Origin of the sequence: Flavobacterium reichenbachii, assembly GCF_002217435.1 — a bacterium.
Classification (GTDB): domain Bacteria; phylum Bacteroidota; class Bacteroidia; order Flavobacteriales; family Flavobacteriaceae; genus Flavobacterium; species Flavobacterium reichenbachii.
This window is the reverse complement of the sequence record NZ_MUHF01000021.1, coordinates 187,123-199,211: the sequence shown is the minus strand read 5'-3', so window position 1 is coordinate 199,211 and position 12,089 is coordinate 187,123. Positions and strand designations below refer to the sequence as shown.

The following is a 12,089-nucleotide window of genomic DNA, read 5'->3' as shown; positions in this document are numbered from 1 at the left end:
CAAAAATCAAATTATAATATGCTTATGATGAATACTAAAATATTGGTTGCAGGATTGGCTGTAACATTGCTGTGTACGGCATGTAAAACAAGAGATTTAAAAATGAATGAACATACAAAAGAAAGTACTGCAGATAAAAAAATTGTCGTGTATCAGGTTTTTACACGTCTTTTTGGAAATAAAAATACAACCAATAAACCTTGGGGAACAATTGAAGAAAATGGAGTAGGAAAGTTTAATGATTTTACAGACAAAGCACTTCATGAAATAAAAGATCTTGGTGTAACTTATATTTGGTATACGGGAGTGCCTCATCATGCTTTGGTGCGCGATTATACCGCATACGGAATCTCTAATGATGATCCAGAAGTTGTAAAGGGCAGGGCAGGTTCTCCGTATGCGGTAAAAGATTATTATAATGTAAATCCCGATTTGGCTGTAAATCCTGCTGAGAGGCTGCAGGAATTTGAAGCGTTAATAGATCGCACCCACAAAGCAGATTTAAAAGTTATTATAGATATTGTTCCCAATCATATTGCTCGAAAATATGAAGGAAAAAACAATCCGGATGGTGTTAGGGATTTTGGCGCCGATGATAATACAGCTGTTGAGTATAATAGGAATAATAATTTTTATTATATTCCGAATGAGCATTTTAAAATCCCTGCTGGTGTCATTCCTTTAAACGGAGAAAAAAATCCTTTAATAGATGGTTTTTTTGATGAAAATCCTGCAAAGTGGACTGGAAACGGATCTCGAAAAGCAAATCCAGATCAAAACGACTGGTACGAAACCGTAAAAGTAAACTATGGAATTCGACCAGACGGGACTAAAGATTTTCCTGAGCTTCCTGCAGATTTTGCTCAAAAATCTTATCAGGAACATTCTGCTTTCTGGCAAGACAAAGACGTTCCGGATTCCTGGAAAAAGTTTCGATCTATCGCATTGTACTGGATCGAAAAAGGTATTGATGGTTTTCGTTATGATATGGCAGAAATGGTTCCTTATGAATTTTGGAGTTATATGAATGCTTCGATTAAAATGAAAAATCCAAATGCTTTTCTTTTAGCTGAAGTTTACAATCCAAATGAATATCGCAATTATATTCAATTAGGAAAAATGGATTATCTGTACGATAAAGTAGAAACTTATGATAAACTGAAAGATATAATTAGAGGAAAATCTTCTCCAGATGAGTTGTCAAAGATTCAAGAAGGAATGTCAGATATCGAACATCATATGCTTCACTTTCTGGATAATCATGATGAACAGCGTTTGGCAAGTCCAGAATTTGCAGACAGTCCAGAGAGAGGAAAACCTTTAATGGTGGTTTCTACAACTATAAGTACATCTCCGACTATGATTTATTTTGGACAGGAAGTAGGAGAAGCAGGAAATGAAAATGCAGGTTTTGGAACGCATTCGAGAACATCAATTTTTGATTATATTGGAGTTCCAAGCCATCAAAAATGGATGAACGGAGGAAAATTTGATGGAGGACAGCTTTCAGATTCAGAAAAAAACCTGCGTGATTTTTACAAACGATTATTAAATTTTTCGATAAAAAGTACTGCGTTGATGGGCGATTTTAGGGAGATTCAATCTGTAAACCGCCAGAATAATACTGGTTATGATGAGTTGTTGTATTCTTATGTGCGATGGTCTGAAAAACAAAAGCTAATTGTTATCGCTAATTTTTCTTCGGAAAAAACAAGCCAATTCGAATTGAAAATTCCGTCTGATATCATATCAAAATGGAATTTGAAAGATGGGAAGTACGTGCTCGCAGATCAATTGTATGGACAAAATAAAACTTATTTTGTAGTTAAGAATGGTGAAGGAAATGCGCAGGTTAAAATTAAGCCGTCAGAATCTTTTATTTACGAAGTGGAGTAAAAGCAATTTTGATTTGAACATAAAAATAAAAAAAAGCTGCTATTTTAATAATAGCAGCTTTTTTTATGATTTATACTTTTTTGACCTTCTTCAGTGCTTCTATATAGTATTCATTTACTTTTTCCCAATTAATAAGCTGGTAAAAAGCATCAACGTAACTTCCTTTTCTGTTTTGATAATCTAAATAGTAAGCATGTTCCCATAAATCAATTCCTAAAATAGGAGTTCCGGGAACCAAAGCATTTCTCATTAAAGGATTGTCTTGGTTATCTGTGGTAGTAACCTGCAGTTTTCCTGCTTTATCCACTACCAGCCAAACCCATCCAGAACCAAATTGCTTTTCTGCCTGTCCTTTAAATTGGTTTGTAAGGTTGTTAAAAGAACCAAATTCTTTATCAATAGAACTTGCCAAGGTATCCTTTGGAGTTTGTTCTTTTGGAGTCAAAATGTTAAAATAAAGTGTATGATTATAATAACCGCCTGCATTCTGACGAAGTTTGGCATTATTAAGATCTAATTTTTTTAAAATATCTTCAATAGGCATATTTTCATATTCTGTAGAAACAATTTCTTTGTTCAAGTTGTTAGTATATGATAAATAGTGCTTAGAATAATGTATTTCGAGAGTTAAAGATCTAATTGACGGCGCTAACGCATCATAAGGAAAAGATAATTTTGTAAGCTCAAAAGAACCTGGATCAGCTTTTACATCATTTGGGGTTCCAATCGTTATTTTTTCCTCTTTAGTAGGCAGAGGAACTTCTACAACTTCGGTTAGTTTGTTGCTGTCACGACAGGAAAATAATAGTAAAAATGAAGCCAAGATGCTAAAGCGAACAATATATTTCTTCATAATAATAGTTATTTTGATGTTAGCGAATTTATAATATCAATGTATTTTTCTTTTGCTTCCTCAATAGAAATATGGCTGATCTGCATCCATGCGTTTGTTTTGAATGCATTTCGCAAATCAAAATTATCAGATTGATTAGAAACTGCAGTTCCAATAGTTGCCTGTTTATAATAAGCATAAAGTCTTAACTGCACATCTTGCGGCAGTGAGGCTTGAGTCATTTTTAACGCAATTTCTACAGCCTCAGAAAAACGAGTATCTAAGTCTTTTACTGTCATTTAAGCTTTTGTAGCAATTATAGTTTTCCCGCCAATTGCTTTTTGGTTTAATTCTACATTAATCTGTGTACCTAAAGGTAAAAATAAATCTACTCTAGATCCAAATTTTATGAAACCTGCATCAGTTCCCTGAACGACCTGCATTCCTTCCTGAGCATAGTTTACAATTCTGCGCGCCAAAGCACCAGCAATTTGTCTGTATAATATCTGACCGAATGTTTCGTTTTCGATTACAACGGTAGTTCTTTCATTCTCCTCACTTGCTTTTGGATGCCAGGCAACCAAAAATTTACCAGGATGGTATTTACTGAATTTTATGATTCCGTCCATAGCGTAACGCGTAACGTGTACATTAATGGGTGACATAAAAATAGAAACCTGAAGACGCTTGTCTTTAAAAAATTCACCTTCGTAAACTTCTTCAATAACCACAACTTTTCCATCAACAGGAGCAAGAATATGATCACTGTTTCTAACTGCGATTCTTTTCGGATTTCTAAAAAATTGTAAAATGATAATTAAAATCACTACACCAGCAATTTGAACCAACATTCTAAGCCAAGCGATATCGATAAATCTATCAGCAATTAACAATACTGCAACGGCAAAACTTGTACCTAATAAAATGGATGGGCCTCCCTCTTTATGAAACATAATATAAAATTTGATAAAATAAAAATATAATTGGTGCTACAAATATAACACTATCTAATCGATCTAGGATACCTCCGTGTCCAGGCATGATAGAACCGCTGTCTTTTACGCCGGCAATTCTTTTAAATTTAGACTCGATCAAATCACCGATCGTTCCAAAAACACTTACTATTAAAGCAATAATAGTCCATATTAAAATAGATTTACTGCTAAATGCGGGATTAGGCTGAATGTAAAATTTTGAAATTAAAAAACCTGCAAGTGCTGCAAAAACTGCTCCTCCTAAGAAACCTTCGATGGTCTTTTTGGGAGAAACACGTTCAAATAATTTATGCTTGCCAATAGATTTTCCTACCAAATAAGCAAAAGTATCATTGGTCCAGATTAGGATAAACAATCCTAAAATAATTTTTGGATTGTAATCGTTGGTGCCAAAAGAAATTTTTATAATAAAAAGAAATGGCAGTGTGATGTATCCAAGAAGATAAAGATATTTTGAAGAAATACTTACTTTCTGTACAGTATCATAAAATAAAAATATAATACATTTAATAGAAATAACTATAGTAACTGCAAGAAGTATAAGGTCTAACTGCTGAATATTGATTTCCAGATCAAGGTTAGAATTAAATAAAGTATTTAAATAAGCAGTAGTTTGTTTATTGTAATTACTGATAAGTATAACAATAGAATAAGATAAAAGTCCAAATAAAATCGAAAAGATTTTATTGAGATTTACCAAATTAGAAAATTCATAAACCGTTATGATTAGAAAAATGCCAAAAAGAATAATAAAGCTTTCGGTAGAAAACAGAATAGAGGTTAAAAGTAAAGCAATATAAACAGCACCAGAAATGGTTCTCTTGAGTGTTTCGTTCATCTTAAAGGTCTTCTAAAAGCAGTAAATAAAGGTTTTTTGCAACACTTCCGTATTGAGTGAAATCTTCTTCTTTTGCTTTTTCGAAATATTTTATAGTGGTGATATTGGTTGGATAGTCTCTTTCGTATTTGCGTTTTATAGCACTTAATCCATCACTTTTTACAGGAACCATTTGGCTCGTAGTGGCTATAATTACAATATTTGCAGGGAGTTCGTTTGGTTTGTTTTGTCTTATTTGTTTAGACGAAAAAAGTATTGAACCTTCATCTGCAATTAAGTTTTCGCAGGTAGCAAATAAGAATTTTGGATTTACAGGCGAATTGTATGGTAATTTATTTTCTTCTAATAAACTAAAAAGAGCTGGTTCGTAGCATAAAGCTTCATTTTCAAACCAATCATTTTCTTCTAATATGTTTTCAAACTGCTCAGAAACTTCCTTTTTGTTTTCACAGTACAAAAATTTACCTCCATTTTTCTTAAAATTAAAAATGAATCTTTCATCTATAGATAAGTGACTGTCCGGAGTAAAATTTCCTCCTGCGTATTCACTTTCATTTTCTTCGTCAGAAGCGGCGTCGCTGGAGCCAAATATTTTTTTGAAAAAATTCATTTTATATGAAATACTTTACATGTTAGTTGAAAACGTTCAAAGATAAAAAAATCTTAATTCAAAAGGGTGTTTTGAATTAAGATTTTAAAAAATATTACATATTTATTGAATAATTTACGAAACGTATTCTTCTAAATTTTTGTCAAAAGTACGTTTTCCGAAAATTGTTTCTAAGTCATCTTTAAAAATAACTTCTTTTTCTATCAAGATATCAGCAAGCTGATTTAATTTGTCTTTGTTTTCTTCAAGGATCTGAATAGCTCTTTGATACTGTCCTTCAATTAGTTCTGATATTTCTTTGTCAATAACTTTTGCAGTTTCGTCAGAATATGGTTTAGAGAAGTTGTATTCGCTTTGTCCGCTTGAATCATAATAAGTAACATTTCCGATTTTATCATTCAAACCGTAAATTGTTACCATGGCACGAGCCTGACGCGTTACTTTTTCTAAATCACTCAATGCACCAGTCGAAATTCTGTCAAAAGTTACTTTTTCAGCAGCTCTTCCGCCCATAGTAGCACACATTTCGTCTAACATTTGATCTGTTCTTACGATCTGTCTTTCTTCTGGTAAATACCATGCAGCTCCTAAACTTTGTCCGCGGGGAACAATAGTTACTTTAATAAGCGGTGCAGCATGCTCTAACATCCAGCTTACTGTAGCATGTCCAGCTTCGTGAATTGCGATTGCTCTTTTTTCGTCTGGAGTAATGATTTTATTTTTCTTTTCAAGTCCACCAATAATTCTGTCAACTGCGTCAAGGAAATCTTGTCTGTCAACAGCTGGTTTGTTGTTACGTGCAGCGATAAGTGCAGCTTCATTACAAACATTTGCTATATCAGCACCAGAAAAACCTGGAGTTTGTTTTGCTAAGAAATCTAAATCAAGTCCTTCAACCTTTTTAATTGGTTTTAAGTGTACCTGGAATATTTCTGCTCTTTCGCGAATGTCTGGTAAGTCAACAAAAATTTGTCTGTCAAAACGGCCTGCACGCATCAAAGCTTTATCTAAAACGTCTGCTCTGTTTGTTGCTGCTAAAACGATCACGTTAGAGTTTGTACCAAAACCATCCATTTCTGTTAGTAATTGATTCAATGTGTTTTCTCTCTCGTCGTTTCCGCCAGACATATTGCTTTTTCCTCTAGCTCTACCCACTGCATCAATCTCGTCAATGAAAATGATAGCCGGTGATTTTTCTTTTGCTTGTTTAAATAAATCACGAACACGTGATGCACCAACTCCTACAAACATTTCGACAAAATCAGAACCTGATAATGAGAAAAATGGAACTTGAGCTTCTCCTGCAACAGCTTTAGCTAATAATGTTTTACCTGTTCCCGGAGGTCCTACAAGTAAGGCTCCTTTTGGAATTTTACCTCCCAGATTTGTATATTTTTCAGGATTTTTCAGGAATTCTACAATTTCTTGTATTTCTTCTTTAGCACCTTCTAAACCTGCAACATCTTTAAATGTTGTTTTGATATCTGTTTTTTCGTCAAAAAGTTTCGCTTTAGATTTTCCTATGTTAAAAATTTGTCCGCCTCCGCCAGCGCCTCCGCCAGACATTTTACGCATAATGAAGATCCATACACCAATAATGATGATAATAGGAAGTAAGCTGATTAAAATATCGCTCCAGTTGTTTTTCTGAAGGAAGTTAAAATCTTTCAGTTTGCCTTCGGCTACTGCTTTTTCCAATTTAGTCTGAAAGATCTGATCGTTACCAATTTCTAAAGTATAATGCGGACCTTTGTTTGCATTTTTAAAAATATCTTTAGATACTTTTTCATTAGATTTATCTTTAAGCGCAGCGGTTGTTAGATATACTTCTGCTTCTGCTTTATTATAAACAATTACCTTTTCAATTTGTCCTTTTTCTAAAAGCGTGTTGAATTTAGAAGAAGTCAATTGTGCTGGTTCGCTTAAATTAGATCCTCCGGTAGCAAAACTTATAAATAAAAAAACTAGAAGTATTGCGGTGTATATTAACCAAGGACTTATTTTGAATTTACTCGGATTTGGATTATTATCTTTAGCCATTAGAGAAAGTTTTCTTTAGTATTTGTTTTCGATTGTAGTTATTTTGGCGTCCCCCCAAAGGCTTTCGATATTATAGTATTCACGAATGTGTTTCTGGAACACATGTACCACGATATGCACATAATCCATAAGGACCCATTCTGCATTATCGGTTCCTTCTACGTGCCAGGGTTTATCTTTTAAATCTTTTGATACTGTTTTTTGAATTGAGTTTACAATGGCATTAACTTGGGTGTTGGAGCTTCCGTTGCAAATAACAAAATAGTCACAAACAGCCGTGTCTATTTCTCTTAAGTCAAGAATGTCGATATCATTTCCTTTTACTTCTTCAATCCCTTTGATTATGTTCGCCAATAGAACATCATTATTAATAGTCTTTTTCGCCATGAATTATTTTATATGAATTTGTAAAGTTACCAAAATTTGTGATTATTTTTGAACCTTAACAAAATATTAAATTAAGTTATTAAAATTGTTTAAATGAAAGTAATCAAACTCGATGCCATAGATTCTACAAATGACTTCTTAAAGTCATTATCAAGTCAGGATAAACTTGAGAATTTTACAGTCGTAACAGCTGAAAATCAGACAAAAGGCAAGGGGCAAATGGGAGCTAAGTGGGAGTCTGAAGTCGGTAAAAACTTAATTATGAGTGTCTTGGTGAAAGATTTTCTGTTTGATAATGAGAAAGTTTTTAACCTCAATATTATTGTATCTCAAGCCGTAATCGAGGTCCTAAAATCTCTTAATATTCCCGAATTAACTATAAAATGGCCTAACGACATTATGTCATACACAAAAAAAATTGGTGGCATACTAATAGAAAATACCCTCAAAAGTGATGGCAGGATTGTGTCAGTAGTTGGATTAGGGCTTAATATTAATCAGACAAATTTTGACGATTTGCCAAATGCTTCTTCTCTGGCAGTAATTTCAGGACAAACTTTTGATAAAGAAATTCTGCCTTCATTAATCGTTGAAAAAATTAAGCATAACATCAATTTATGGTTAAATAATTCTGAAACTTTATGGGAGAACTATTTTAATTTAATATTTAAAAAAGGTATTCCAATGCCATTTAAAAATAAAGCTGATCAAAATTTTATGGGAATCATTCAAGGTGTTTCAGCCGTTGGAAAACTTCAGATTGTACTTGAAGACGATTCTGTTTCAGAATTCGATATTAAAGAAATTCAGATGCTTTATTGAAGGAAGGTTCTGAGGTTCTAAGCGACTAAGGTTATAAGGTTATAAGGTTATAAGGTTATAAGGTTTTTTGTTATTGCTGCGAAGACACAAAGACACAAAGTTTTTTAACTTCCTCTGAACCTTTGCAACTTTGCGTCTTTGAACCTCTCCAAAAAAAATCAGTGTCAATCTGTGTCATAAGTCAAATCCGTGGGTTATACTTTCAATACTATTGTTTTTGGTTCTATTTTTCTATTCCAGTAAATGATATAGAATGTTCCTAAAATGGAAGGCGAGATCCAAGCGATTAAACTGCCGATTCCCAATCCGGCAACAATGTACGCAGTAATAGATGCGATCAAAGCTCCGATCATTTTTCCGATGTGTTTAGAGAGCCAGTTTCTGTTGGTTTCAGAAAAGTTTTTAAAAAATATAAAATCTTTAATTGTCATATACAACCCAAATCCTCCAAAGAAAGTAAATAAAATGCTATTTTCAACAGCATTAAATTGGCAGTATAATCCGATAGCAATCATTATTACAGAAAAGAACAGCATACTTCCAGAAATTAATTTATCTATAAAATCTGCTTTTAATTTGGTTTTAAAAGTCAAAGCTCTGTTTCCGGAAATCACAAGATATATGGTAAATAAACCAATTAAAAATAAAAATACATTCTGGTGATTTGGCATCCAGCAGATTGGTAAAGAAATCAATGAACTTGTTACCATTCCGATAGAGAATAGTGTGCCCATTCTTTTATGCAGTTTTCTGCCTTTTTTAACGACGATACTTCCAATTCCTGTAATAAGTCCAATTCCGCCGAAGAATGCGTGGATGTAAATTAAAATCTTAATAGTGTGTTCCATTTTGGTTGGTTTTAGTTTATGGATCAAACTTCGAATAATAATTTAGCTCGGAATAATTTTTAATTCTGAACTGTTGTTTTTTGAGGATGAAATGGTTTTTTTAAAGATTCTGAGATTCTAAGTTGCTAAGGGACTAAGGTTTTTTCTTCTTTGTTAAGAAATAAATCTGATTAATCTGCAAAATCTGCGTGAAACAAAATCATTGTAACTTATTTAATCTGTGGCAAAAAAAAAGCCCGATAATTAAATCGAGCTTTCATTTATAATTTACAATTAACAATTCACCATTCATTAAAGTTTGGTCATGTTATTTGCCAGAGTTTCAATAAATTTACTAATTGGCCCTTTTATCATCATAGCCATCATAGCATTAAATTCACCTTCAAAAAACAATTGAACAGCACTTTCTGAATCAGAAACACTATCGATATTTGAAGTCAAAGTAAAAGGAAGTTTATCGCTAGCAGCACCTAAAACAATTTTGCTTGGAGCTGTTTTATCCTTCATTTTTAATTTAATTTCCGGCATACCTTTCAATCCAAAAATAAAGGCATCTTCGCCAATTACTTCAAATTTAGCAATATTATCCGGCATTAATTTCTCGAAATTCTTAACATCAGTCAATAAATCAAATAAATCTTGAGCTGATTTCTGAACAGTAACCTTTGGACTCTCTAAGTTCATATATTTTTTTATTTAATTTTTTTTTAATCGTAAGGGTGAATTTAACCGCAAAGAACGCAAGGTTTTTTCTTGGTTTGGTTTCACTATTATAAACTTTAAGCTCGCAAAGCTTTATCAAATTGTAAATTTCATTTTTTTTTAAATCCAAAATTCCAAAAAAAGAGCGAAGCGATTTTTTAGAAAATCTAAAATCTAAAATTATTCCTGTCCCCAGGTAGATGGACTCTCGTTCCATTCTAACAAAGTCGATTGTTGATCTTCGGTTATGTATTGTTTTTGTACCGCTAGATCTAATAAATTTGCATAATTACTCAGTGTATATAAATCGATATTTGCATTTTTAAAGTTTTCTTCGGCCACACCAAAACCATAGGTAAAAATTGCAGCCATTCCTTTAATGTTTGCACCTTCGTTGCGTAAAGCTTCTACAGCAAGCAAACTGCTGTTTCCTGTGCTGATCAAATCTTCGACCACAACTACATTTTGTCCTTTTTGCAAAAATCCTTCTACCTGATTTTGTCTTCCATGTTTTTTGGCTTCCGGGCGCACATACACAAAAGGTAATCCAAGGCTTTCGGCCACAAGAATACCAATTCCGATTGCTCCAGTAGCAACTCCGGCAATGACATCTGGTTTCCCAAATTGTTTTTCAATATTCTTCGCAAATTCATCACGAACGTAATTTCTAATTGATGGAAATGAAAGAATTAACCTATTATCGCAATAAATAGGAGATTTCCATCCAGAAGCCCATGTAAAAGGATTTTCTGGATTCAATTTAATTGCATTTATTTGCAAAAGCAATTCGGCTGTTTTTTCGGCAGTATCTTTGTTAAAAATCATACTACAAATGTATAAAGTTTTTGTAAACGACAAGCCACTTTTTTTGACAAATGAAATCTCAAAGGAGACAAATTTTCAGTTGTTTCTGTTGGAGAGTATTGATATAGAGCATCTTATAGTCAAAATATTTCAAAATAAAATTCAAAAAGCCTATTTATATCATCCTGACGAAAAGGAGATTATGAAGACTTTAAAAGCAAAAATCCCCGTAAGTAAAGCTGGAGGAGGATTGGTTTATAATAAAAAAGGTGAAGTTTTATTTATTTTTAGAAACGGAAAATGGGATCTTCCAAAAGGAGGCATCGAGAAAGGCGAGGAGATCGAGGACACTGCCATGCGTGAAGTTGAAGAAGAAACCGGAGTTGGAAAACTCAGAATTACCAATAAACTCGAAAAAACCTATCACATCTTCAAACGAAACGGAAAATATAAACTCAAAATTACGCACTGGTTCGAAATGCAGTCTGATTTTGAGGGAACTCCAATAGGACAAATCGAAGAAGGAATCGAAAAAGTAGCCTGGCTCAACCCAGAACAAATCAAAGAAGCGCTAAAAAACTCTTACGAAAACATTAAATTGCTGTTTGAGGAAAATAAAATTCAATTTTAATAAAGGAAATTTCAAATATTTTTAAATTCCAAATTTTAAAAGTTTTTATCGAAACTTCTATGGATTGGAATTTAAAAATATTTGTAAGCTAATATTTTAAGCAGATCCGCAATACCAGCTTAAAATTGGTTTCCAATTATTAGAGATACTGTCTCGTTCATAAAGATAAGTGCATTGATCTGAACACATTAAACCGCAGTAAAACTGCTGTATAACAAGAGCATATTTTTTGTCGAGCGAAAAAAGAGGAACAGAAAAAGAATACGAATAGTATGATCCCATTCTTTGGCCTTTTTTACTATGTTCGCTGATTTTCGTTTGTTCTTTTGGACCTGTTATATTGAATTTTTCAAAATCGTTTTTTTGCCAGATCGAATCTTTTTGTCTTAAATATTGTTTTTCTACAAATTTTAAATCTTCTGGTTTAAAATAATTTTGCAGCGCTTTATATCTTAAAATACCGCTTATAAATGAACTTAATTCTATTTCAAGATTTTGTTCGCCATAAATGTCATAGGCTGTCCATGGTATAATTTTCTGATCCACTTTTTCCACTTTTTTTCCAGAAACATCCAAATGCTCCAGAAATAAAGCAATTTCTTTGTGATCAGGAATGTTTTCATTGCTTTGCGAAAAGCATAAAATCGAAAATAAAAAGACGATGCAGGTATAGATTACTTTCAT

Annotated in this window: 14 protein-coding genes; 3 read left to right on the top strand and 11 right to left on the bottom strand. The window is 32.9% G+C overall.

Features of this window, described 5'->3' with window-relative positions:
• Window positions 1-24: 24 nt before the first annotated feature.
• The gene (locus tag B0A68_RS18085; RefSeq protein WP_035683534.1) at window positions 25-1,896 is read left to right on the top strand and encodes an alpha-amylase family glycosyl hydrolase; all 1,872 of its coding nucleotides are present in this window, start codon (window positions 25-27) and stop codon (window positions 1,894-1,896) included.
• 70 nt (window positions 1,897-1,966) lie between these two features.
• Here B0A68_RS18085 and B0A68_RS18080 read toward each other — a convergent pair whose 3' ends face one another.
• The 7 genes from B0A68_RS18080 to rsfS form a co-directional block, all read right to left on the bottom strand.
• Complete coding sequence (locus tag B0A68_RS18080; RefSeq protein ID WP_035683533.1) at window positions 1,967-2,749, bottom strand: superoxide dismutase; 783 nt, start codon at window positions 2,747-2,749, stop codon at window positions 1,967-1,969.
• Between the two features lie 8 nt (window positions 2,750-2,757).
• Window positions 2,758-3,027 (bottom strand): acyl-CoA-binding protein, encoded by a 270-nt coding sequence (locus tag B0A68_RS18075; RefSeq protein ID WP_035683532.1) that lies wholly within the window; start codon window positions 3,025-3,027, stop codon window positions 2,758-2,760.
• Window positions 3,028-3,681 carry a phosphatidylserine decarboxylase family protein gene (locus B0A68_RS18070; protein WP_035683531.1) on the bottom strand — a complete coding sequence of 218 codons (654 nt, stop codon included), beginning with the start codon at window positions 3,679-3,681 and terminating at the stop codon, window positions 3,028-3,030.
• Window positions 3,671-4,561 carry a phosphatidate cytidylyltransferase gene (locus B0A68_RS18065; protein ID WP_035683530.1) on the bottom strand — a complete coding sequence of 297 codons (891 nt, stop codon included), beginning with the start codon at window positions 4,559-4,561 and terminating at the stop codon, window positions 3,671-3,673. The genes B0A68_RS18070 and B0A68_RS18065 overlap by 11 nt, the downstream gene beginning before the upstream one ends.
• A 1-nt stretch (window position 4,562) precedes the next feature.
• Window positions 4,563-5,171: a lactate utilization protein B/C gene (locus tag B0A68_RS18060; RefSeq protein WP_035683529.1), complete on the bottom strand. Its 609-nt coding sequence runs from the start codon at window positions 5,169-5,171 to the stop codon at window positions 4,563-4,565.
• A 114-nt stretch (window positions 5,172-5,285) separates the two neighbouring features.
• Window positions 5,286-7,211: an ATP-dependent zinc metalloprotease FtsH gene (gene ftsH, locus B0A68_RS18055; protein ID WP_035683524.1), complete on the bottom strand. Its 1,926-nt coding sequence runs from the start codon at window positions 7,209-7,211 to the stop codon at window positions 5,286-5,288.
• 15 nt (window positions 7,212-7,226) lie between these two features.
• Complete coding sequence (gene rsfS / locus B0A68_RS18050) at window positions 7,227-7,598, bottom strand: ribosome silencing factor (protein ID WP_007809313.1); 372 nt, start codon at window positions 7,596-7,598, stop codon at window positions 7,227-7,229.
• A gap of 93 nt (window positions 7,599-7,691) precedes the next feature.
• Here rsfS and B0A68_RS18045 point away from each other — a divergent pair, with 93 nt between their 5' ends.
• On the top strand, window positions 7,692-8,420 hold the full coding sequence (locus B0A68_RS18045; protein ID WP_035683522.1) for a biotin--[acetyl-CoA-carboxylase] ligase: 729 nt from the start codon (window positions 7,692-7,694) through the stop codon (window positions 8,418-8,420).
• 194 nt (window positions 8,421-8,614) lie between these two features.
• Here B0A68_RS18045 and B0A68_RS18040 read toward each other — a convergent pair whose 3' ends face one another.
• The 3 genes from B0A68_RS18040 to pyrE all read right to left on the bottom strand — a co-directional run bounded on the left by B0A68_RS18040 (window position 8,615) and on the right by pyrE (window position 10,795).
• Window positions 8,615-9,268, bottom strand: a complete 654-nt coding sequence (locus B0A68_RS18040; RefSeq protein ID WP_035683520.1) for a hypothetical protein — start codon at window positions 9,266-9,268, stop codon at window positions 8,615-8,617.
• A gap of 291 nt (window positions 9,269-9,559) precedes the next feature.
• A complete protein-coding gene (locus B0A68_RS18035; RefSeq protein WP_035683519.1) occupies window positions 9,560-9,952 on the bottom strand; it encodes a hypothetical protein in 393 nt (130 codons plus the stop codon).
• A 198-nt stretch (window positions 9,953-10,150) separates the two neighbouring features.
• Window positions 10,151-10,795 (bottom strand): orotate phosphoribosyltransferase, encoded by a 645-nt coding sequence (pyrE, locus tag B0A68_RS18030; protein ID WP_035683517.1) that lies wholly within the window; start codon window positions 10,793-10,795, stop codon window positions 10,151-10,153.
• Window positions 10,796-10,802: 7 nt separating this feature from the next.
• Between pyrE and B0A68_RS18025 the strand changes: the two genes are divergently transcribed.
• The gene (locus tag B0A68_RS18025) at window positions 10,803-11,405 is read left to right on the top strand and encodes an NUDIX hydrolase (RefSeq protein ID WP_035683515.1); all 603 of its coding nucleotides are present in this window, start codon (window positions 10,803-10,805) and stop codon (window positions 11,403-11,405) included.
• A gap of 96 nt (window positions 11,406-11,501) precedes the next feature.
• On the opposite strand, the gene B0A68_RS18020 is transcribed toward B0A68_RS18025, so the two are convergent.
• Entirely contained in the window at window positions 11,502-12,089 is a 588-nt protein-coding gene (locus B0A68_RS18020) for a hypothetical protein (protein ID WP_035683513.1), read from the bottom strand.